The sequence below is a fragment of the Amycolatopsis sp. NPDC089917 genome, from assembly GCF_040684635.1.
Taxonomy (GTDB): Bacteria; Actinomycetota; Actinomycetes; order Mycobacteriales; family Pseudonocardiaceae; genus Amycolatopsis.
In genome coordinates, this window is sequence record NZ_JBFBGL010000013.1 from 1 (window position 1) to 22,551 (window position 22,551).

Sequence of the window (22,551 nt, forward strand, 5' to 3'; positions counted from 1 at the left end):
CTTGGCGACCGTCGCCCACAACCGGTCACCCGCCGCGCCGCGACGACGGCCCCAGCGAGAGGCCAGCACCGGAATCAGCGACCACCGCCGCCTCGACCTAACGGACACCGATCGCGAATTGATGGCGACCTCCGCGCGGACCCCGCCAGAAGTAAACGACAGCGACGCACCCCCGCACACCCCACCGGCGGCGAGAGCGTCAGTGGCCAGCTCGTCGAGCACCAGCACCACCTCGTCCACCTCCACCGGCCTCTCGGCGCGACTCCGCGCCACCAGCACCTTCCGCGCCCATGACCGCAACGCCGCGAGATCCCCCCGGCCTCGACCGTGAAGGGTTCGCCATCACGGTCGAGAACGTGAGCCTTGGCCCCGTTGGTGAGCGCCTGTTTGGCCGATGACGCGAGAGGCGACTGCTTGGTGCAATAGAACTATGACGCCCCCCAACAGGCCCGGCGAGTCGGACGAGCAGAAGAAGAAACGTCTGGAAGAAGAAGCACGATTGGCCGCGTACTGGCGCAAGCGCAAGGCGAGATTCGGCCACGGCCCCAAGCGCGGCACATCGTCAGGGCCGACGGCGCCACCCGACGAATGAAACCGATCGCCACTGCCCCGGCGACCAGACGTCCGCCAGCTCCGATGACGGCGATACCTTGGTCCACAGTGACGGCGATACCTTAGACCAGACTCCTTTGTCAGTTCATCCGCCCTGAAGTCTCTTCAAGATCAACTCAACTGCTTTCGACCGCTCACGGTCGAAAGCACGGCCGGTTCGTCCTGCCGCAGGCAGGCAATCTTGGCCGCATTCTCGTGTTCAGGCCTCCGCCTCGATGAGCGCGAGCGCGGCGTTGGCGTAAGCCATCGCCGTGGTCGGCTCCAGGCCGAAGAGGGTGGCCAGGTGGAGGGCGTCGCCGTCGGTGGCGTCGGCTTCGGCGAGCAGCCGGTCGGCGCGGACGCGTTCGAGGTGGACGCCGCGCAGCAGCAGGTGCCGTTTGAGGTAGTAGTGGCTGACTGGTTCGAACCCGAGGGCGCTTTGAGCGGAGATCAGCAGGTGCGGGTTCGCGGTGCGCGGCCAGGTGGTGCGGCGGTGGTCGAGCCAGGCGAACAGGATCTCGCGCATGAACTCACCGAGTTCGTGACGGTGGCCGCCGATGGTGATCGCGCGGTTCGGGAGGTCGAGGTCGTCGAGCCGGCGGCGCCGAGGACGCCGGGATCTCCCTGGTCGAACGCGGTGGCCGGATCCGCACCGTCGCCCCGTCCAGCGACCTCGTCGCCGAGCTCGACCAGGTGCAGTACCGCACTCGCCAGGGCCCGTGTGTCGACGCGATCGCCGAACACGAGATCTACCGCACCGGCGACCTCGCCGACGAGGACCGGTGGCCGGACTTCACCCCCGCAGCGGTACGAGCCGGGGTGCGGTCGATGCTGTCCTATCGGCTGTTCGTCACCGAAAACACCCTCGGCGCGCTCAACATCTACTCCAGCAAGGTCTCGGCGTTCAGCGCCCAGACCGAACTCGACGGCAGGACGTTCGCCACCCACGCCGCGATCGCCCTCGTCGGCGCCCAGCACGAAGCCGACCTCTACGCCGCGATCGAGCACCGCGACACCATCGGCATGGCCAAGGGCATCCTCACGCAACGCCACGACCTCGACCCGCTCCAGGCGTTCAACATGCTCGTGGCGGCCTCGCAGCACAGCAACCTCAAACTCCACGCCGTCGCCACCTGGCTCGTCGAACACCGTCACGACACCTGACTCTCACCACCGGATTTCCGGCGGAACGTATCACCGCCCGTAAGTGTGGGTAGCCGGATCGGGACGGCCGGGTGTTAAACAGACAGCGCCCCGGCCGTCGCCCGGGACATCGTGGGTCATCGAAGACGTTCGCCGAGTTGCTGTGCGGACTCCCCCGCACCCGCTACCCCACCGCCCGCGAGAGGACCCCTTACCTCGCCTGAGCAGGGAATAGGCGAGGGTAAGGGGTCGGATCGTGCGTGGGTGTAGGTGATCACCCGATGCTCTGTGGTGTCCCTCAGGACGAGTCTGATCACTACCAACGAGGCAGTGATGGAAGTCCTGAAGGGAACCACCGAGATGAACAGCAACGACGTCCTGCTCACCAGTGTGCTGGCCGAGGTCGACTACCGGACCGAGCAGATGCTCAAGGCCGGTCGCAGCGTCTGGATCGACCGTGCCCGCCGCGCGGGCAAACGACTCCGCACACACCGCACCCAGACCCGGACAACGAACCATTAGCGCCGGCATGATTTCTCCAAACCTGTTACATCACATGCCTTGGACGATGATTTCCAGGAAATCACCCGATCACCTCGGCCAGCGCCGTGCACACTGGTGGAATCACTCAGCACATCACCCGGATAGGCGATTAAATCCAGTCGGATGCTACCCATATTCGCCCTCCTGGTCCCCAATTTCACCCCAGGCTCCACGATCGAGTACATGGTGTTAACGCACGTAACCCTTTTGGGGTCCCGTGACGACTGACGGGAACATCGGCGTGGACACACCGGTCACCATCGGCCCGGTTCTTCCGCAACACGCCACCCGCCAAGGAGGCTCCCATGGCAGAAGGCCAAGTACTGCGCTTCACCACGCAAGCCGATTACCATCGAAACCGCCACACGCTCAGAAGTCACTGGCTCTTCGCGAGCGCACTACTGCTTCTCGCAGTGACCCTTCCAGCAGGGCCGGACATCGCCGCACTGTCCGGCGTGCTTCTGGCCGTGGCCATACTTCGCGGATTGGTTCGCCGGCTCAAGTCAGCAGAACGATGGATAGTGAAAACCCTGGCCGATGAACTCGGTCCAGTGCCCGACTCACCAGACAAGAAACACCACGCCGACGGCTAGCGCGCTCGCAACCTCTGATTACACACTCAGCACCCGAAGCTGCAGCATCGGGCTCTCCGCTCGGCGCAATTCTTGGCACAGCTCCTCGCCAGGGAGCCAACCTGTTGGTTCTTTTCGATCGACGTCACTGCTTAACCCTCCTGCCCGGAAGACCCAAGGACAGCCGGTTTTGCGCCACGGCGCAGCCTCATGACCGATGAAGGAATTCGTGGCCCCCGGGCCGGCATCGCCGAGGGGTGATGGTCGGCTGACGTCTCCGCCCGGAGCGACGAGGTCAGCGCGTCAGTGAGCCGGGTCATCCGGCTCGGTAGTTGTGGCTGGGGAAGATCGGCGCGGGCATCCCTGGCAGTTCCTCATGAGCCACCGGCCGGTCGGTGGCCACCGCAACGCCATGACCAGAGTGACATCTCACCAGCAACGGGAACAAGACGTCGCAACATCCAGCGAGATCATCTTCCGCTCGGGGTCAGCCTCGTCTGACCTAAGACTCTCCTCAGCGGATATGGGGCCGGCGTCGTACGTGAAATTCACTCGGCTGCACCCCTTGGTGCCACTGTGTAGCCGTCGATCATCGCCAGGCCAGGCGTCTGGGGGAAGTCGCCCATTTCACGCATCCGAAAAGTTTTCAAACACCCTCGTCGAGAGGTTGGTCGCTTACAGGCAGTCTCCACACCTGCGCCTTTTGATCATCGACCATCCATTTTCGACGATTGAATCCAGTCGAGGCCGAAGATTCCGTGTGCAATACTTGAGAATCCTGAAAACGACATCGGAGCACGGCGGCTGTCGCGTCTGACCATCGCGCCCCGGACAGCGGAATCCGAATCGCGAGTCAATCCCTCTCTCGCGGCACGCATTGAACGGTCCATGAGGAATTCGATTTTTCGCACTGCTGTGTGCGACTCAGCCCCTTCGCGGGTTGTTCGAGCATTATTCCGGGTGTCGGCCGTCTTGAGAATGAGGAGTGTGTTGTGAGTGCCTCAGCGTCGGAGCCGATCGCGGTCATCGGCATCGGATGTCGCTTTCCTGGCGGTGTGGACAACCCGGGTGGGTTGTGGCGTCTGGCTGCGGAGAAGCGACAGACGGTGGGGCCGGTGCCGCGGGAACGATGGGACGCCGCCCGGCTCGGGCTGGTGCACAGCCCTGCCGTGGCGGCCAGGGCCGGACGAGGGTGTTTCCTCGACGGTGACATGTGGGAGTGGGATCCGGAGGCGTTCTCTGTCGCGCCGCTGGAGCGGGAATCGGTGGATCCGCAGTTCCGGGTTCTCATGGAGGTGGCGTGGGAGGCGGTCGAGCACGCGGGGATTCCCGTGGATCGGCTGCGAGGGTCGCGTACGGGTGTCTACGCCGGTACTTACGCGCCGGACAACCTGTTCCGGGAGGCACGTCCTATCGAAGATGCCCCGAACAGCCCGTACCTGTTCGGCAACTTTACCGCGGGGGCGGCGGGGCGAGTGGCGTTTTCGATGGACCTGCGCGGCCCGGTGATGGTGATCAGCACGCATTGCTCGTCGGGTCTGGTGGCACTGGACACCGCGTGCGGGGCGTTGACTCTCGGGGACTGCGACACCGCGCTGGCGGGCGCCACGTTGTTGATGCTGTCGCCGGAAACGCATTATTACGAGGCGCCGCTCCTGCTGTCGGAACGGGGCGGCTGCTACGCCTTCGACGCCCGTGCCGACGGTTATGTGCGCGGCGAGGGCGCGGGGATGCTCGTACTCAAAAGGCTTTCCGACGCTGTGCGCGACGACGACCGGATCCTGGCGGTCATCCGCGGCAGCGCGGTGAACAACGACGGACAGGCAACACGGCTGACCGCGCCGTCGAGCGCTTTACAGCAGCAGCTCTTCCGCGCCGCGGTCGACTGCGCGGACATCGATCCCGGCGAAGTGGGCCTGGTCGAGGCGCACGGGCCGGGCACCGCAGTCGGGGATCCCGTCGAGTACACGTCGGTCAACGCCGTGTATGGGCAGGGCAAGGGCAGGTGTGCCCTAGGGTCGGTCAAGACCAACATCGGGCACTCGGAGCCCGTGTCCGGCATCGCCGGAGTGATCAAGGCTGTCGAGTGCCTGCGACGGGGTGTGATCGCACCGAACGCGGTGTTCGGCGAGTGGAATCCGGCCATCCCTCGGGATGAGGGTTCACGACTGTTCGTCCCGGAGGAGCCGATGGAGTGGCCCGTAGCCGGGACCCGGCGGTTCGCGGCGGTCTGTTCCTACGGCGTCACCGGCACGAATGCCCATGTTGTGCTCGAGTCCGCTCCACCACCCCGCCACAGCGCTAGCAGAAAGCCTTCACCGGCCGAGGAGACCGAGCCCCGGCTGTTCCCGTTGTCCGGTACGTCCCCGGAGTCGCTGCGACTGGCGGCCGCTGGGCTGCGGACCTGGCTCGACGGCCCTGGTGCAGGCTGTGACCTGCTCGACCTCGCGCACACCCTGACCTCGCGTCGCTCGCCGTGGGACCACCGGCTGTGCGTCATCGCCCGCGGCCATCGGGAACTCGCGGACAGGGCCGGGCGGTTCGCGGCGGGCGAGGCCGACGAGACATTGGTCCTGGGATCGCCCGTGCTTCCTCCGGAGCACGCCGGACCTGTTTTCGTGTTCACCGGCCAGGGTTCACAGCGGCCGGGGATGTGCAGCGGACTGCTGGAAGCCGACCCGGTGTTCGCGGCCACCTTCGCGCGCCTGGAGCCGCTCGTGGCCGCCGAGGCGGGCTTCTCACTGCGGGAGATGATCACCCGGCCCGACCGGATGGCTGGGGTGGACAAGATCCAGCCGACGCTGTTCGCCGTGCAGGTGGCCTTGGCCGCGGTGTGGCGATCGTGGGGCGTCGAACCAGCCGCGGTCATCGGCCAGTCGCTCGGTGAGGTGGCCGCGCTCGTCGTCGCCGGCGGCCTCAGCGAGGCCGACGGAGTGCGGGTGATCTGCCGTCGCTCGGCGTTGCTGGCGACGATCTCCGGCGGCGCGATGGCGTCGGTCATGGTCGACGCGGACCAGGCCCAGCAGGCGATCGACGCCGCGGGCGCGGACGGCGTGTCACTGGGAGTACTGACCTCGCCGTCGATCACCACGATCTCAGGCGACGCGGAACAGATCACCGGCCTTGTCGAGAAGTGGGACGGCGAAGGGGTGGTCGCGAAGCTCGTCGACGTCGACGTCGCCTCGCACTCGCCGCAGGTCGACCCGATCCTGGCCGAGTTGCGGATCGCGCTCGCCGACATCGCACCGGCGCGTCCCCGTATCCCGTTCTACTCCACCGTCAGCGTGGACCCGGAGGCCCCGGGCGCGCTGGATGGTGAGTACTGGGTCCGCAATCAGCGCGACCCGGTCCGGTTCGCCGCCGCGGTGGCCGGCGCGCTGACGGCGGGACACCGCGTGTTCGTGGAATGCACGGCTCATCCGCTGGCCGTACGCCCCATCCTGGAGACCGCGGCGCACCTGCACGTGCCTGAGGTCGCTGCCGTGGGAACCCTGCGGCATCCCGAAGACGATCAGCACACACTGCTGGCCAACCTCGGCGCGCTGCACGTGGCGGGGTACGAAGGCATCGACTTCGCCCAGCACTACGGGCGCGGACACCTCGTCGACGTTCCCGGCACCGCCTGGCACCGCACCCGATTCGGCGGCGACCAGCCACCGTACCGGCTGGTCGCTCCCGCGCTGCCCGCGGCGGACCAGCATCCCTTGCTGGGCGGGCACGTGCAGGACCCCGACCGGCCCGACCGGCACACCTGGCAGACCCCGATCGGTCCGGCTCGCCTGCCCTGGCTCGCCGATCACCGGGTCGCCGACGTCCCGGTGCTGCCGGGCACCGCGTTCCTGGAGATGCTGCTCGCCGCGGCCCGGCAGGTGTTCGGCGCCGAGCAGGTGACCGCCCGCGACGTGGTGCTCGCCGTGCCGCTGGTGCTGGACCCCGAGCCTGTCGTCACGACCCGGTTGACCAGAAACGGCGATACCGCCGACGTCGAGATCGTCTCCGCTGCCGATGGCCAGGTGATCGTGCACGCCCGCGGAGTCGTCACCGCGGCCGGACACCCCTGCCCCACCCCCTTGAGCGAAGCCGAACACACGCCCGAAGGCTGGCACGACACCGCTCCGGCCGACCTGCACCAGACTTTCCGCGACCACCACGACGTCGTCCACGGGCCCGCGTTCACCGCGCTCGACCGGATCCAGATACACCCGGACAAGGACTCGGGATTGTCGTTCGTCCACACGCACGAGACCGCGCAGGTGTCGGCGGGAGCCCTGGTCGCGCACCCCGCGCTGACCGACGAGGTGGTGCAGACCGCCGTGGCGGTCTGGCTCGGTCACTACTCGCTGACGCCAGGACCCGTCGTGGTCGCGGGATTCGACGAGATGACCGTCTACCGTCCCACCGCGCACACCCGCGTCGTCGCGGTCACGGTGACCGACGCCGACGACCTGGGCTGCACGGCGGCGGCGCGGCTCGCCACCGCCGACGGCACTGTCGTCGCGGAGATCCACGGCCTGCGAGTCACCAACATCACCCCGGTGTTCGACCGCTTCACCAACCGGCTCTCACATCTGGCATGGGCGTCCGAGCCCGTCCCCAACGAACGCCGCCAGGACAGCGAGACCACCTGGACCGTCATCGCCGGCGACGACAGTGAGTGGGCAGAACAACTCGGCCACGAGCTGAACAGGCGTAGCGCCGGGTGTCACGTCCGGCCCGGGTCCGCCCTTCTCGAGGACGGCTGGGCGCCGAGCACCAGCGGCGTGGTGTTCACCCTCGCCGGTGACCACCAAGGTGCCGATCTGGCCGCCGTGGCCCGCGACCAGATCGGCACAGTGATCGAGTTCCTGCGGCGGCTCGCGGAACTCCCGCGACCACCCCGGGTGTGGCTGCTGACCCGCGACGCGGGTGCGCTGAACGTCGCCGGACCCCGCGCGATGCTGCGAACAATCGCCTACGAGCATCCAGACCTCGCCGCCAGCTACCTCGAATTCGATCCCTCGCGCGGATTCAGCTCTGTCGTCGACGAGCTTCTCGACACGGGGCAACCGGTCACCGAGATCGCGCTGCGGCGCCGGGAGCGACAGGTCGCCCGTGTCCGGCCGGGTCCGGCCCCGGACAGCCGGTTCGACGCGCAGCCGGAATCCCCGATCCAGGAGAACCAGGCCTACCTGGTCACCGGCGGCCTGAGCGGTCTCGGACTGCGCGCGGTCGACTGGCTGGCCCGCCGACACGCCGGCCGCATCGTGATCAACGGCCGCTCCTCCCCGTCCTCCTCCGCGCGGGACGTGCTCCAGAGGGCCGCCGAGGCAGGCGCCGACGTGCACGTCGTTCGCGGCGATATCGCCGACCCCGCGATCGCCGCGAGGGCCGTGCGCCGTGCCAGCGCGGACGGGTTCGCGCTACGCGGTGTGCTGCACTGCGCCGGGGTCGTGGAAGACGCCACCCTCACCACCCTCGACCCGCCGCTCGTCGACCGCGTCTGGCGAGGCAAGGCGGGCGGGGCCTGGGCTCTGCACCAGGCCACCGAAAAGGCGGACCTCGACTTCTTCGTGCTCTACTCCTCGGTCGCCGCCCTCATCGGTTCCCCCGGGCAGACGGCCTACGCGGCGGCCAACGCCTTCCTCGACGGCCTTGCCGAGCTGCGGCGCCGCGACGGTTTGCCCGCGACCAGCATCCACTGGGGTCCGTGGAGCGAGATCGGCCGTGGCCGCCATCTCGCCGAGCGCGGCTTCCTGACGATCACTCCGGCCGACGGAATGGACGCGCTGGAACGAATCCTGGCAGCAGGACCGCGCCGTATAGCCTATTCCCCGCTCGACGTCACCCGATGGGTCGCGCCTTACCCGGAGCTGACCACGTCCACGCTTCTCACCGACGTGCTCACCGGCGCCGATCCCGCCGACGAGGGCACCGACGTCCGCACGATCTTGCTCGGCACCGAAGACCCCGCTGCCCGGCGCCATCTTCTCGAAACCTTCATCATCGACACGATCCGTGACCTGCTCGACGGCACCAGCCGCCGCATCACCAGGCACACCAGCGTCGTCATCCTCGGTCTCGATTCCCTCGGCGCGGTACAGCTGCAGCAGCGACTGCAACGGGCGTTGCGGACCGAGATGAAACCCGGCGTCATCTGGGTCAAGCCCACCGCCGCCGGACTCGCGCAATGGCTGCTCGACCACACCGGCCTGGCCGACACCGCGGGATGACCGAGGAGCCCATGATGAAACGCTACGACCGTCTTCGGTACATCCAGACCCTGAACCCCGAGGACGATTATCCCGAGATCCAGCGACTGATCACCCGGTACGAGTTCCCTTGGGACTACCGGGTCGGCTTCGAACTGGCGTTGATGACCGACATCGTCCTTCCCTCGGTCAGTCGTCTCCTCGCTTCCACGGGCAGGTTCACCCAGCACGGCCAGAAACGCTTCGACGACACCATGCTGTTCGAGTACGAAGCAAAGAAATCCGGTCTGGACTCGGCCAATGGACGCGCCGCTGTGCGCGCGATGAACCACATCCACCGCCACTACCGCATCAGCAACGACGATTTCCGCTACCTGCTGGCGTCCCAGACCCTGGGGCCGATCGACTGGATCGACACCTATGGCTGGCGACGGCTCGCGGAGGAGGAGGAAAGAGCGCTGATCCTGACCGGAAGACGGATGGGCGAGCTGATGGGCATCAAGGACATCCCACCCGACACCGCCGGATTCCGCGAGGTCCTGGAGACCACCCGCCGCGAACGCGCCACATTCGACCCCGCCAACCGCGAAATCGCCGACGCGGTGTTCGCTCTTTTCGCCGACTGGGCTCCGCCACCCTTGAGGCCACTCTGCCGCGCACTACTGCCGCGGACGGTCGCGGCCTTGCTGGAACCGCCGTTGCCCGACCTGATCGGCCTGACCGTACCCGGGCGCCGGCACCGAAAACTGATCCGGACCGTGACGCGGGAGCGGGGGAAACTCCTCAGGCTGCTGCCGCCCCGCCCGGACGAACACCCCTACGTTCCCCGGCCGCGCACCTACCCCCACGGCTGGACCGTGGCCGATCTCGGCCCCCTCGATCCGGCCCCTGCCGGACCCAGCCGATGCCGATGACGCTCGCCGATCCGGCGCGAACACGGAAAGGGATCCGATGCCCCACCGAGCGGTCCGGTCATGACCGGGAACAGCGATCGCCCACTCCCCGCGGCCCATGACACCCTGGCCACCCCTCCGTCCCGGCCGTGGCGGAATCCGGCCGTGGCGTGGGCTGCACTCGGCACGGTGTTGCTCCTCGCCGAGGTGTACACGCTGTCGCGCTGGATCGGCACCGACGCCGAATGGTGGCTGCCCCAGGGAGACTACGGGCTCGAACCCACGCAAAAGACGATGCTGACCACCTTCCACGTGCTCAGCATCACCGGCACCGTCGCCTGCGTGCTCTGGCCGATCCATCAGAGCATCAGACGACGCACACTCACCATCGAGACCATGGTGCTCATCGGCTACCTCAGTGCCGGCTGGCTGATCCCGGTCTTCACCTACTCCGGCCCGGCCATCGCCTACAGCAAATACCTGATCGGCACCACCGGCTGGGGCCAGCACCTCCCCGGCTGGCACGGACCCGACCCCACCACCCACCCCGTACCGCTTTTCGTGGGCTGGTTCGCGCTGGCCGAGGTCATGATGTGGACGCTGCCCACCGTCTGGGCCCTGCGCGCCGCGGTCCGCCGCTGGCCCCGGCTGACCGGCACCAAACTCATCCTGTTCTCGTTCCTGCCCGCCTTGGCCGCCGAACTCGTACTCGAAACCGTCATGGTGTTCAGCGGCGCCTACGTCTACCCCAGCGCCCCGCCCGCCCTGACTCTCTTCGCCGGGCACTGGTACCAGATCCCCATCCCCGTGGCCTTCGCCGCCGCCGTCGCGTACGGCGTGATCCCCGGCCTCCTGTGCCACCACCCCGAAAGCCACCCACTCCTGCGCAGCACCGAACGGCTACCCGACCGCGCACGCCGGCCAATCCAGCTCATGGCCGTCATCGGCTTGTCCCAGATCACCTTCCTGGGACTGTGCACGGCGGGAAGCGTCATCGCCTCGCTCTACGGCGTACACGCCACCGACCTGCCACCTCACCTGCAATAAACCGTGACAGGCCCCGACCGAGCTCAATTCCCACGCCATCGAGGTGCTTCCGGCCCGCGGCCGATTCTTGTCCAAACCGTCTGACACCTCCGAGCGGCCTCCGCTCGGCACAAGTCACACTTCCGCGGACTGATGAGCGGCAGGAAAACGCGGATCCCACACGCGTCACCTTCTAGCGACCGAAACGAGCAGTGGCCAAGGTCGCACAACGCCCTAAAAAGCATTCCATCATTCACACCATAGTGCGAATTGCCGTCTCAAAACAGCCACCCCACGCTTGTAGCTGCTACAACTTTCCTGCGGCGGCAAGCTGTGCCGTCACACAACGGTGAAGACATCCCCTTTCAGCCGACCGGAGCTACAGCAGCACGGAGAGGCGGCGGGATGAGACAACGGGAAGGCGCGGGTCCCACAGAGGTCTGTTTCCGGCTTCACAAGCAAGCACAGGCCCTCGTCATCATCCTCACCGTGGTGACCAGCCTCCACGAAATCAACGATCTCCTGACTGAATTCTCCGCGACGACCACGAGCGCGGAACCAATTCTAGCGAAAACAGGCCCAGAGATTCTCCACTGCCTGCACACCGCGTTTACCCACGCCCACCGCGGTCAGGCAGACGACTTTCGCGGCGAACTACTTGAGGCTTCCCAACGGCTCGCCGTTCTTCTCCGGACTGATCTCGCCGATCTGTCAGCGCGGAACGCCGTAGCCTACTGAACCGCGAGCGCACCGCGACAGGCTCGGACACCATGAGGCCGCATCGACGCCCTTCACCGGCACCCGAAATCGGATTCTCCGCCGCACGGCTGCAGGCCGAGCGGTCCTTCGGCCGTTGACAGACGACTCGACCGAGCTATCCACAGGAGGCGTGCCGTCATTGGTGGTTCGGCTGGTGGGCGTCTCTAGACTGTGCCGGTGACGGCGGATGCGTGAGGTGAGCATGGCGTGGAGCACGCGGCGGCTGGCGGAGTTGGCTGGCACGACTGTCAAGACGGTGCGGCATTATCACCGAATCGGCCTGCTTGATCTGCCTGATCGAACACCCAACGGGTATAAGCAATATCGCGTGGCTCACCTTGTCCGGTTGCTTCGGATCAAGCGGCTGTCCGACATCGGCTTGTCACTCACCCAGATTCGGGCGATGGAAGCCGGCGACCTCGACTCGGACGACACATTTCGCGCGCTCGACGCCGAGCTGGCGGCTACGGTCGAGCGCCTGCGACGGGTTCGTGGCGAGCTCGCGGTCCTGCGTGAGCATGGTGCCCCGCTGGATTCCCCGGCGCGGTTCGGGAACGTCGCCGACGGACTGTCGGAGAGAGACTGGGCGATGTTGACGGTGTTCTCCGGCACTTTGGCCGATCACGCTCTCGACGACCTTCGCCAGCTGATCACGGAGCCCACCGACCGTGATGCCGACGAGGAGTTCGACCGTCTTCCCGAGGATGCCGACGATGCGGCGATCGAGGCCATCGCGGGTCGTCTGGCCGTGTCGATCCGTCGCAGTCACGCCCGGTTTCCCTGGATGGCCGATCCTGGCTCCGCGGGATCACGGGGCAAGGAGTTCGCCGAGACCGCGATCGGATCCGCGCTCGTCGAGCGGTTCAACGCCGCCCAGCTCAAGGCGCTCGCGCTCGCACACGCACAAACGCTGGCGGGAGACTGATCGAGGGCGCATGGCCCAGATTGACCCATGTCATGTCTGGTGGACGTTCCTTCGGCAGTTCGTTCAGCTTCCGGTGATGCCGTGGTAGAGGATGCCCGCGCTGTTGTAGACGACGTGGACGACGACGGCCGGCCACAGGGAACCGGAGCGCCGCAGCAACAGCCCGGTGCTGAGCCCGACGACGAACGCCAGCGGCATGACTGCGTTGACGCCGTGCGCGAGGGCGAAGACCGCCGCGCTCACGGGCACGCCGATCCAGGCGCCCCACCGGAACAGGAAGTTCGCGAACACACCGCGAAAGAGCGCTTCCTCGCCTAGAGGGGTGAGCACGCCGCCGAGCATCACGGTGACAAGGAGAGAGAGCGCTCCGGCGCCCGCGGCGTCACGGTAGCTTTGCTGAAGACCTTCCGAGCCGGGGAAGAACGGGTCGAACACCGCCGAGACCGGCCAGCTCAACCCGAAGCATACGAGACCGACCACGAGGGCCACGAGAAACCACCCGGGATGCACTCGCCGCATCCCGAAGGAACGGACGTCGCGGATGCGGACGAGCACAGCGACAGCGAACGCGCCCAAGGGGGCGAGACCGGAGACGAGGAAGTTCGCCTGACCGGACGAGACTGGGGAGCCCGCCGGTAGCCGCGCGGCGATGACCGAACCGATCACGTACAGGATCACGGCGGCGAGGATCGCGGCGCCGAGTTCGGGCCAGCCTGGCCGGCGGCGGTTTCGATCGTGGGAAGCGTCGTTGAACGTGCTCATGGCCGCGAGTGTCGGGTGTGCCCAAAGGGCCGGGTCAATCCCGATGACCGCGCGTGGTCTGGCGTTCGAGAGGACGTTCACAGCTGTGGGGTTCGCGCACCGGCGGCCGGGCAGAGCCGGGTCGCATCAACGTTCGACCAGACCGGCCCCGGTGCCGCGATAGCGTTACTCCGCGGAAGCCCCGCAGCGCCGGTCTTGCGGCAGGGTGCCCTCGACAAGGTATCCAGTAGTGACGTTCAACGCGCAGGCGTTGCCACCCAGGACATAGACCCCGTGGCCGCTGCCCTCGACGCTGACCATCCGGGATCGCTGAGCGAACTTCTCCCGCAGCAGTTCGCCGCCGCGATGCGGGGTCGGCACATCATGCTGATTCTGCAGGATCAGCACGTTACGCGGCCCCTTGTCGTTGACCCGCACCGGCGGCTCGGCCGGCCGGTGTGGCCAATATGCACAGGGGGTGACGTTCGCGGCGGACGCACCGAACAGCGGATAACGCTGCCGGTCTTCGGCCACCGCTCGCCGGTAGGTGTCGATGTCGGTGGACCAGGCGACGTCGTTGCAGGTCACCGAGAGGAAGACGGTGAGGAAGTTGTCCGTGGGCAGCAGCTCACTCTTCGTGCTCGCCTGCATGACCTGCGCGGACGGGATGTCTTGGCGCAAGGCCTGCCACAGCTGCGCCGTCTTCGCGTATAGCGATTTGCTGAACAAGTTCCCGAAGAGGTTGAGTCGAAACAGGGAACCGTCGATGCCGTCCACGGGTTGCTTGTCGAGTTTTTCGGCGAGCTCGAAATAGGTTTGGCGTACCTGCCCGGAGGTGCGGCCGAGGCCGTAGGCTTCGTGCCGTTCCGCCGCCCAGGCGGCGAAATCCGGAAAGGTTTGCTCCATGCCCAGGGCGTAGCGGCGCATGCCGTCGTGGTCGAGGTAGGTGTCGCCGATGTTGCTGTCGAGCACGATCCGGTCCGAACGCTCGGGGAACATCGACGCGTAGGCCGCGCCCAGAGCCGAACCGTAGGAGAGACCGAAGAAGCTGGTTTCCGCTCGCCGAGCGTGGACCGGATACCGTCCATGTCCCTGGCGTTGTTCGCGGTGGTCAAGTGGCGCAGCCTGTCATCGTGATCGTTGCTCGCGCACTGCTCGGCGACTCGCTTGGCCACGGTGGCCTGCCGGGTGACAGCCGCGTCGTCGACCGCGTAGGGCGGGATGTTGGCCATATACAGCCCGGTCGTGGTGAAAGCGCAGCTCACCGGGGCGGAGCGGCCGACGCGGCCCTAGACTTCGCATGGACGCGGTTGAAGCGACGCGGAGTGCGATATTGAGCTGTTCCCGCTAGGTCGGTGAGGCCGGAGGCCTCTCGCGTTCTGAGCTGAAGTCACGGTTCGGCATGATTGCACCACCAAAGCGACGTCGCCCGAGTCTCGCCATAACCGGAAATCTGGTCATGACGCACTTTACGCCGGGTGGAGTCGACCCGCTGCGGGCTTGACGGCCGACCCCACCCGTGCCGACGTCGCGAAAACCACCGTGCGTCCGAAACATGGAGCAGGAGTGCGATCTCATCTCCACGTTTCGGACGCTTGGCGGTCTCACTACGAATCGCCGGACCCGCCCTGCCGGCTTCAGTGCACCTTTCAGCCGACCAGGCGGGGAGAATCAGTTGTTCTGGATCGTTCCGCCGTCGATCACCGAACCGGCAGCGCAGTTGTAGGGAGAAGCGCCACTGGCCTCGTGCGATCCCGGCGAGAGGATCGGGACGCCGATCCCGTTGAGCGAGTCGCGGATGGGCACCTGGACACCGAGGACGTTGACGTCGTTGCCACAGAGGCCGAGCGTGCCGTTGACGTTGTGCAGAGCGTCGATGTTGTTCAGGTTGACCAGACCCACCTGGCCGCTGTGGTCATACCCGCCGTGGTGGTCACCGCCGGGAGTGTCCGCGGCCGCGATTCCGCCGGCCATGAACGCCCCAGCGGCTGCGGCAGCCACGACGAAACCGATCTTCTTCAGCATGAGCTCTCCTTGATTCGAACGATCGCATCGAAACGGGATACAGATTTATCCCGTCCGCCACAGGAAATGTACGGGCGATCATCGTCCTCATCCACGTAGCACCACCATCGTGTGCGCAGTGCAAGTTCCTGACCACGCACTGATTGACCCGATCGGGTTGAACAGGGTCTTTTGTTCAATACACTCTTGACAGTCGAACCGAAAGCCAGACAGGTGTACAAAAAGATAATTTCAGGTGCGACAAAGAGCCCTGCGTGCTCGCCGACAGCAGGGCTCTTCGCTGATTTTGACTTATTCAGGCCAGGCTTCGGCTTCCGCTGTCAACGCGGTCGCGATGTCGATGTCGCCCGATCGCACATGCCAGGCGAGCGAGTCGAGCCGAGGCTGGGTGAGAAGCCACCCTTCGACATCTTTGTCAGTATATTGGGGACTTTCCTCGTCTCCGATGCCCAACGAAGCAAAATACCGACGAGCGGGCCACGTGTCCGGAACCCATACACGGGCCCAGCGCACGACGATTCGAGCCAGATCGTTGGGCCCGTCCGCCGGATGGACGAGCCGGTCCCCGTTCGTGCAGATCATGCTCGAGGTGAATGCCGCACCCAAGGGCGCGACGATAGGTTTGTCACTCAATTCTCTCCCGCCCAATTGACCTGGGCATCACTTGCCGACCGACGGTCGACCACGAAAACGAAAGGAGAACGGCCAGTGGGCGGACTCACAAATTGGTCCGTACCTCCACGGCTCTTTTTTGAACCGATTACATCGTAGCGAAGATCAAGTCCCGACGTGGAACCGGGGTTCGGCAGAGCGATCTCAACGCTACCGCCGGCGGGTCATCACCCGGGGGCGCCTTGGGCAGCGCAGCCCGCAGGGATCCGATGACAAAGTTCGACCGCTGACACCCCCTTTTTTGGTCACCGCCCGATGAACTCGTGTGGCCAGCGCCTCGTGAGTAACTTCACTGACCAGCTGCGGCAATAGTCGAATTTGCCCAATCGGTAGGCTAGTGACAAGCCTAGCCAAGCAAAAGGGCTCGTGAACGAAACCCATCGTATGAGTGTCTTTTTTGTCGACCAAAAAGTTTCGATAGTAGTCGACTTCGCGTACTTTGATATCCCGCTAATGGCTGAGCCGTCCAGGCGCCACGCCTCGGAATCAGACACACACAGTGATCATCTTCAGGGGCAACCACTGGGGCACACCCCAGCTCGACTGGCAAGAAAATCGCCGGGAAACCTGCGAGGGCAACGGAAGACGCCGAAAAACATGCAGGCATCTTCGCATTCCGCAACGGTTCGAGCGATTAACGTCCCTCTTGCTGCTGCCCACCTCTCGATGTCCACAGTCTTCGACTAGGCCGGATGGAGTACTTCACCGTCGCCGTGCCCCGCTCGACTTCTTCTCCTGAACGGAGATCGTGCAGGATGACAGCGGTTCGCACCCACCGGCTTCCTTCCGCACCCGGGCTATCCCCGTTCGATCCTGTCCGCGACCCGAAACCGCTTCCCCCACGAAGAAAACGTCACGTGACGCATGGGTCGTCCGACTGCCGGTCACGGTTTCCTCGACCTCTCCCACGCGATGCTCGCCGGGCCGTCCGTCGGTGATCGGTTCGCGTTCGACACGAACCTCCTCATGGCGGACCGGGACTCGCACCTGTCGTTTCCTCGGTCACGACGCGGACCCGCCCGGATTCGACCGGCTCCCTGCCCACACGAAGCCGCTCTTCAGAGCGTGTGATGGTGCCGTGGTCGCTTTCGCCACGTGATCGGTCGTGATCACTGTTCCTCCCCTGGCCGTCACCGACCGCCGTACCGGCATCGATGCGATGCGCGTCCGACACCTCTTTCCTTGTGACCGAACAAGCCGGTCTTCACCGTCGCCCGCTCGGGAACACCGGTATCGTCCCCGACGTAGACCGATCCGATCTTCTCACTGTCTTGTCCGATCACGGAGCGACCGGACAAATCCTCAGGGTTCATCGTTCGAGACGCGAAAATTCCTCATAAGAGGTGACAGGATGGGTCGGTTGCTGTGAGGTGAGTTCGCCTCTCGCTCCGTTCGCGGACAGTTGGGCCGACCCGGTTGTTGACCGCCCGGCAGGACGAACTCGCCGCGCGGACCGGCTACTGGACGCCGCTCACCTGGCTCGGTCACGAAGTAACTTCTGACACTGATGAATGACACAAAGCCCTTACTGATTCGAGTGATTCGCACTCCCTCTCAGTCGAGAAGGGACCTGCGGAACCCCTCCATCACCGCATGAGCACGATCGCTTGCGGACAGCTTGCGGAACATCCGCTGGGCATGGGTCTTGACCGTGTCTTCGGACAGATGCAGCTCATTGCCGATCTCGCCATTGGTCATTCCCAGGCTCATCCGTCGCAGAACCTCGACCTCTCGCCGGGACAAGGACGGCTGGTCTTCCCATGAGTCTCGTGGCTCGGGCAACGGTACGCAGCTTGCCAAGCCCTGACCACCGATCCGTGCCGAGCCCGCCTCCCATGACACGAATCCGGCCGCGCCGACGGAAATCGCTTCGGCCGCCGCCGGCGCCCATTCTGGAGAGCCGAACACGATGATCCTCGCGCTGCCGTGAACCGAGATCTCCCGCACTGTCTCCCGCAAAGTCTCGGGTTGCAGACGAGCACTCATCAAGACCAGATCCGCCGAACGGGTTTCCAGCTTCGAGAGCAGCTCAAGCGGTGTCGCGGCCTGATCGACTCGCGTAACCATGGGAGCGCGTGACATCAGTCTGGTCATCCGCTCCCTTGCTTCACGCCGCCCCTCCAGAACGAGACAATCCACCGTCACATCCCACCTGTGAGTCGAATTCCCTTCGCCTCATCACTCTTATCAGGGCGAAGCTCGGCCAACAGATTCATCGATGGAAGCTCGGCTCGCAAGCAGGTCGGCCAGGAAACGGCTCGCGCCAGGTGCGCGGCAGGCGGTTCCGGTACAGCGACGGAATGCGGAGTCGTTGCCTTCACACATGATCCGACCAGGTGAAGCCTTCACAGGTAGCGCGCCGCAACCGGGATACCCACGGAGCTACGCGCGGGGAAGTTTCGGTCTCTCGCCGTCCGTGGCGGCCGCTGGAAGAGATGCACGCCAAAGCATCCGATTCAGCGTCGCTCGAACGTGGTTCAGGAATATTCTTTCGCCGGGATCGACAACCGTCTGACTAGCCGCCAGCTGACTCTGAGTCTCGCCGCGATCCAGCGGCCAACGCCAGTGCGCAGCAAGCGAAACCCACCAAACCGAAGGATCCCGCCGTCCACCATGCCCACCCGGCCGCAGTCGTCAGGGCGATGAACAGTTGGATGCCCGCGGCGATGAAGAACAGCAGTGCCGAACAGATTCCGATCGCTTGGCTCGAACTGATCCGAACTTCTCTCGATGACATACCCTCTCACCTCCGACTGCTGTATCGCCTGGGGTGTGGGCACGGTTACGTGAGAAGCCCTTGTTTTGCTCACAGCACCGGGACAATCGACGTCACTGGCCTTCTCCTGACAGCGGCGAGCACCCCATTCGGGTCACACGCGTGCCGGTCAAAGGCTCGCGGCACCCACTCGATGGGGGTGGATATCGGCAAGGACACGGCCTCGTCAGTAGATTTGCTTCTCGCGGGACGCAAGGCACGTTCGGAACGGTCCCGTCCATCCGACGCATTCGCCAATCAAGGAGAACTCATGCTCAAGAAGATCGGCATCGTAGCTGCCGCCATCGCGGCCGGTGCCCTGCTGGGTGGCGGCGTCGCTTCCGCCGACACCCCGGGCGGACACAACCACGGCTCGGACTACAGCGGCCAGGTCGGACTGCTCAATCTCAACAACATCGACATCTTGCACAACGTCAACGCGACCCTGGGTGTCTGCGACAACGCCGTCAACGTGCTCGGAGTCCAGGTGCCCGTCAACAACTCCCTCAACGGCATCGGTATTCCGATCCTGTCCCCGGGGCAGCACCAGGCCAGCGGCCAATCGCCTCAGAACTGCGCGGCGGGCGGCATCGTCAGCGGCGGATCGATCCAGGACAACTGATTTCCACCTTCGAGCCGGATACCGATCGCGGTGAACCGACGGTGTGAGAACGCCGGTAAAGGAAGCCGTCGACGAACGTCCTCCGGAACGCGAAAGAATTCTTTACTTGGCCTTCGCGTTCCGGTTGCGCTCTCCGGTGAGCTCGACGCGGAGCGGGTGGGATCGGCGCAACACGCCGATCCCACCCGCGTTTCACGAACTATGGGCCCCTTCACGACAGGCACGCGGCGCCCACTTCGACGATCTCGCGCGATTTTCCATCACTGCCCTGGTGGCTCCGGCACAACCTGCGAGCCGGTGGTCTCATGTTGCAGGAAGGCGGGAACCCGAACCAGCGAGATTACGCTTCACATCACCGAACACGACGGTTCTCAAGACGAGATGGCCGGTGCGGCGCCGACGTCCAACCGCGGACCGGGACCCACGATCGGCTCCCGCGGCAGCGGGAACCGATGGCTTAGTTGTTCTGCGAGGTTCCGCCGTCGAGCACACCACCGGCAGCACAGTTGTACGGCGAGTTCCCCTCCGCCTCGTGCGCACCCGGCGACAGAACCGGCACACCCACCCCGTTCAACGACTCACGAATCGGAACCTGCACACCCAGCACGTTCACATCGTTACCACACACACCCAACGTACCGTTCACATTGTGCAACGCGTCGATGTTGTTCAAATTCACCAAACCGACCTGACCACTGAGGTCGTGACCGTGGTGATCGTGACCTTCGTCGGCCGGGGTTCCGGCGGACGCGATCCCGCCCGTGAGGAACGCGCCGGCCGCCATCGCGGCGGTGACGAAGCCGATCTTCTTCAACATGGTTACTCCTTTGATTGGTGATGTTCGACGCGAGCGCCGGAAAGCAGCCGCGCGTCGCGGCGCAAACCTACAGAAGTGCTTGACGGGTTTCCATCGCGTGCCATCATCGGGTGGTGTCAAATCGTCTCTGACCGGCCTTCTTGTAGCTCGAAAGTGTTAGCGCCAAGGCTGTACAGCGATCGCGTCGAATCGTCTTTCCTCTCGCGTGGCTTGATTTTCGTTGCAGGACAGACTGATCCAGCCGGTACGACCGACGATCGGTGACGCACCGTGCCGACGACCGCGGTGGACGATCACGAACCAACCCTTCCGGACCACAAAGGCCTGTACGAAAAATTCCTTTCGGTCATATACCGGCTGCCGGAGTCCTTCGACCGTGAGAGCGCAGCAATGCCTCTACGCTTCCCGCGAACCAGTGAGTGACGTTGCCGAATCGCGGCTCGGTCCGACATGGGTGAGGGAGCTGTTCGTGGTCGCTTACGGGATACTCGCCGCTTCCGCCGTGCTCTACGCGATGGGGATCGTCGCCCAGAGTGTCGCCGCCCGGCGGGCGGGACATCGGAGTGGTGCGGGTCTTGGCCTGCTTGCCAGACTGGCGACCGATCGTCTCTTCTTACTGGGATTCGCGGGTCAGGCGGGAGGTTTCGCACTCGCGTTCTTCGCCCGTGAGGCGCTGCCGCTCTATCTGGTGCAGACCGCTTCGTCGTCGGCCATCGGACTGGCCACCGTCTTCGGGGTCGTGGTCTTGAAATGGCGGATACGGCGCACGGAGACGTGGATGCTGACGTTGATGGCAGCTGGCCTGGTCCTTCTCGCGGGCTCTTCGGAACCCTCGATCGCCAAGGATCTGACACCGACCGCCGTCCTGGCCCAGGTGGGGGTGCTGCTGGTGGTCGGGGTCGCGACGACCCGGGTGAGCCGCACCGAAACATTTCTTTTACCTGCTCTCCTTTCCGGAGTCGCCTTCGCGGTCGTGGCGATCATCGGTCGCGCGCTGGCTCACCTGAGTATCGCTTCGCTGCCGGGAAATCCGTTGACCTGGCTGATGGTGACGGCCGCCGTCCTGGGACAGGCTTCGATGGCGGTCGCCCTGCAGCGCGGTTTGGCGACGGCGGTCGTGGCGACGGTCGACGCGACGACTATCGTGCTGTCCTCCGTCGTGGGTCTCTCTTTGCTGGACGACAGGGTCGCCGACGGTAGCGGTCCGTGGGTCGCCGCCGGGCTGACCGCCGTCGTGATCGGCGTGCTTGTACTCGGCACTCAAGCCCGCTCCCAATCGGCTTCGGCTCGGCTGACGGAGGCGGCCGCGTGAACGCACGGCCACTCGCGAGTGTGTCGATCGATCTCGACAACCTGTGGTCCTACCTCAAGACTCACGGCGACGCCGGTTGGCACCGCCGTCCGAGCTTCCTGTCCTCGGCCGTACCCCGTCTCCTCGAAGTCTTCGGCGAGCACAGTTTGACGACCACCGTGTTCGCGGTCGGCGCCGACGTCGTCCGTGAAGACGGCGCCAAAGCGGTCAACGAGATCGCCGCGGCCGGTCACGAGGTCGGCAACCATTCCTTTGGTCACGAGCCCTGGCTGCATCGCTACACACGCGCTCACCTCGAAGAGGAATTGCGCCTCACCGACGACGCGATCGTCGCGGCCGGTGCGCCACTCCCTCTGGGTTTCCGAGGCCCGGGTTTCAGCCTCTCCGCCGATCTAGTCGAGATCCTGTGCGAACGCGGTTACGCCTACGACGCCAGCACACTGCCGACGTGGGTGGGTCCCTTGGCACGTGCCTACCACAACCGGACCGCACCGCGCACGGACGACCATGGTCGGGACGAGCTGTTCGGTGGCTTCGCGCGGGTTTTCGCCCCAGTGCATCCCTACCGCTGGAGAACAGCCGACGGCAGCGCGCTCGTGGAGCTCCCGGTGACGACGATGCCCTTGCTGCGCACCCCGATCCACGGCTCCTACCTCCTTCAGCTCCACGAGATGTCCCCGAAACTGGCCCGCGCCTACTTTCGGACGGCTCTCCGGCTCTGTCTCGCCAGAGGCGTCGCGCCGTCACTGCTGCTGCACCCCACCGACGTCCTCGGCGGCGCCGAGGCGCCCGGCATGGAGTTCTTCCCCGGTATGGCCACGCCAGGCGAGCGAAAGGTCGCTTGGCTGGGGTGGGTTCTACGGGCTTTGCGGGAACACTTCGACGTCGTGGGCACCGGAGAATACGTTCACCGGACCGAAATCCGACGCGAACGCCCGGTGACCCGGCTGACAGCGGGCGGTTGAGG

At 65.5% G+C, this 22,551-nt stretch carries 17 protein-coding genes; 10 read left to right on the plus strand and 7 right to left on the minus strand.

All coding sequences use genetic code 11. The annotated features are described in order from the left end of the window. Positions 1 to 273: hypothetical protein (locus AB0N89_RS12095; protein ID WP_364203607.1), on the minus strand; the 273-nt coding region annotated here is incomplete at its 3' end. 538 nt (positions 274 to 811) lie between these two features. Further along, positions 812 to 1,117, minus strand: a complete 306-nt coding sequence (locus tag AB0N89_RS12100; RefSeq protein ID WP_364203610.1) for a hypothetical protein — start codon at positions 1,115 to 1,117, stop codon at positions 812 to 814. Positions 1,118 to 1,236: 119 nt separating this feature from the next. On the opposite strand from AB0N89_RS12100, the gene AB0N89_RS12105 reads away from it, so the two are divergent. The 7 genes from AB0N89_RS12105 to AB0N89_RS12135 all read left to right on the plus strand — a co-directional run bounded on the left by AB0N89_RS12105 (position 1,237) and on the right by AB0N89_RS12135 (position 12,640). Continuing rightward, a complete protein-coding gene (locus tag AB0N89_RS12105; RefSeq protein WP_364203914.1) occupies positions 1,237 to 1,755 on the plus strand; it encodes a GAF and ANTAR domain-containing protein in 519 nt (172 codons plus the stop codon). A 312-nt stretch (positions 1,756 to 2,067) separates the two neighbouring features. Continuing rightward, positions 2,068 to 2,256 carry a hypothetical protein gene (locus AB0N89_RS12110; RefSeq protein WP_364203613.1) on the plus strand — a complete coding sequence of 63 codons (189 nt, stop codon included), beginning with the start codon at positions 2,068 to 2,070 and terminating at the stop codon, positions 2,254 to 2,256. A gap of 326 nt (positions 2,257 to 2,582) precedes the next feature. Then, entirely contained in the window at positions 2,583 to 2,870 is a 288-nt protein-coding gene (locus AB0N89_RS12115) for a hypothetical protein (RefSeq protein WP_364203616.1), read from the plus strand. A gap of 971 nt (positions 2,871 to 3,841) precedes the next feature. Then, entirely contained in the window at positions 3,842 to 9,058 is a 5,217-nt protein-coding gene (locus AB0N89_RS12120; RefSeq protein ID WP_364203618.1) for a type I polyketide synthase, read from the plus strand. Positions 9,059 to 9,072: 14 nt separating this feature from the next. Next, positions 9,073 to 9,951, plus strand: coding sequence for an oxygenase MpaB family protein (locus AB0N89_RS12125; protein WP_364203621.1), 879 nt, complete (start codon positions 9,073 to 9,075; stop codon positions 9,949 to 9,951). A gap of 144 nt (positions 9,952 to 10,095) precedes the next feature. Continuing rightward, positions 10,096 to 10,977 (plus strand): spirocyclase AveC family protein, encoded by an 882-nt coding sequence (locus AB0N89_RS12130; RefSeq protein ID WP_364203624.1) that lies wholly within the window; start codon positions 10,096 to 10,098, stop codon positions 10,975 to 10,977. Positions 10,978 to 11,902: 925 nt separating this feature from the next. Next, positions 11,903 to 12,640, plus strand: a complete 738-nt coding sequence (locus AB0N89_RS12135; protein WP_364203627.1) for a MerR family transcriptional regulator — start codon at positions 11,903 to 11,905, stop codon at positions 12,638 to 12,640. Positions 12,641 to 12,703: 63 nt separating this feature from the next. On the opposite strand, the gene AB0N89_RS12140 is transcribed toward AB0N89_RS12135, so the two are convergent. From AB0N89_RS12140 to AB0N89_RS12155, 4 genes are all read right to left on the minus strand, one after another. After that, complete coding sequence (locus AB0N89_RS12140) at positions 12,704 to 13,402, minus strand: type II CAAX endopeptidase family protein (protein WP_364203630.1); 699 nt, start codon at positions 13,400 to 13,402, stop codon at positions 12,704 to 12,706. 165 nt (positions 13,403 to 13,567) lie between these two features. Further along, the gene (locus tag AB0N89_RS12145) at positions 13,568 to 14,380 is read right to left on the minus strand and encodes an alpha/beta hydrolase (protein WP_364203633.1); all 813 of its coding nucleotides are present in this window, start codon (positions 14,378 to 14,380) and stop codon (positions 13,568 to 13,570) included. 672 nt (positions 14,381 to 15,052) lie between these two features. Next, positions 15,053 to 15,406 (minus strand): hypothetical protein, encoded by a 354-nt coding sequence (locus tag AB0N89_RS12150; protein WP_364203636.1) that lies wholly within the window; start codon positions 15,404 to 15,406, stop codon positions 15,053 to 15,055. Positions 15,407 to 17,632: 2,226 nt separating this feature from the next. Beyond that, on the minus strand, positions 17,633 to 18,172 hold the full coding sequence (locus tag AB0N89_RS12155; RefSeq protein WP_364203638.1) for a response regulator transcription factor: 540 nt from the start codon (positions 18,170 to 18,172) through the stop codon (positions 17,633 to 17,635). 932 nt (positions 18,173 to 19,104) lie between these two features. Between AB0N89_RS12155 and AB0N89_RS12160 the strand changes: the two genes are divergently transcribed. Continuing rightward, positions 19,105 to 19,455, plus strand: a complete 351-nt coding sequence (locus AB0N89_RS12160) for a hypothetical protein (RefSeq protein WP_364203641.1) — start codon at positions 19,105 to 19,107, stop codon at positions 19,453 to 19,455. Between the two features lie 457 nt (positions 19,456 to 19,912). Here the strand turns inward: AB0N89_RS12160 and AB0N89_RS12165 are convergent, their stop codons facing one another. Then, positions 19,913 to 20,272, minus strand: a complete 360-nt coding sequence (locus AB0N89_RS12165; RefSeq protein WP_364203644.1) for a hypothetical protein — start codon at positions 20,270 to 20,272, stop codon at positions 19,913 to 19,915. A gap of 469 nt (positions 20,273 to 20,741) precedes the next feature. On the opposite strand from AB0N89_RS12165, the gene AB0N89_RS12170 reads away from it, so the two are divergent. After that, positions 20,742 to 21,584 (plus strand): hypothetical protein, encoded by an 843-nt coding sequence (locus tag AB0N89_RS12170; RefSeq protein WP_364203647.1) that lies wholly within the window; start codon positions 20,742 to 20,744, stop codon positions 21,582 to 21,584. Beyond that, positions 21,581 to 22,549, plus strand: coding sequence for a polysaccharide deacetylase family protein (locus AB0N89_RS12175; RefSeq protein ID WP_364203650.1), 969 nt, complete (start codon positions 21,581 to 21,583; stop codon positions 22,547 to 22,549). Before AB0N89_RS12170 ends, AB0N89_RS12175 begins: the two co-directional genes overlap by 4 nt. Positions 22,550 to 22,551: the final 2 nt, after the last annotated feature.

Bases quoted from the DNA above. Each gene is read 5' to 3' on its own strand.
- AB0N89_RS12100 (WP_364203610.1), bottom strand. From the start codon at position 1,117: ATGCGCGAGATCCTGTTCGCCTGGCTCGACCACCGCCGCACCACCTGG.
- AB0N89_RS12110 (WP_364203613.1), top strand. From the start codon at position 2,068: ATGGAAGTCCTGAAGGGAACCACCGAGATGAACAGCAACGACGTCCTG.
- AB0N89_RS12115 (WP_364203616.1), top strand. From the start codon at position 2,583: ATGGCAGAAGGCCAAGTACTGCGCTTCACCACGCAAGCCGATTACCAT.
- AB0N89_RS12125 (WP_364203621.1), top strand. From the start codon at position 9,073: ATGAAACGCTACGACCGTCTTCGGTACATCCAGACCCTGAACCCCGAG.
- AB0N89_RS12135 (WP_364203627.1), top strand. From the start codon at position 11,903: ATGCGTGAGGTGAGCATGGCGTGGAGCACGCGGCGGCTGGCGGAGTTG.
- AB0N89_RS12140 (WP_364203630.1), bottom strand. From the start codon at position 13,402: ATGAGCACGTTCAACGACGCTTCCCACGATCGAAACCGCCGCCGGCCA.
- AB0N89_RS12145 (WP_364203633.1), bottom strand. From the start codon at position 14,380: ATGTTCCCCGAGCGTTCGGACCGGATCGTGCTCGACAGCAACATCGGC.
- AB0N89_RS12150 (WP_364203636.1), bottom strand. From the start codon at position 15,406: ATGCTGAAGAAGATCGGTTTCGTCGTGGCTGCCGCAGCCGCTGGGGCG.
- AB0N89_RS12155 (WP_364203638.1), bottom strand. From the start codon at position 18,172: ATGACCAGACTGATGTCACGCGCTCCCATGGTTACGCGAGTCGATCAG.
- AB0N89_RS12160 (WP_364203641.1), top strand. From the start codon at position 19,105: ATGCTCAAGAAGATCGGCATCGTAGCTGCCGCCATCGCGGCCGGTGCC.
- AB0N89_RS12165 (WP_364203644.1), bottom strand. From the start codon at position 20,272: ATGTTGAAGAAGATCGGCTTCGTCACCGCCGCGATGGCGGCCGGCGCG.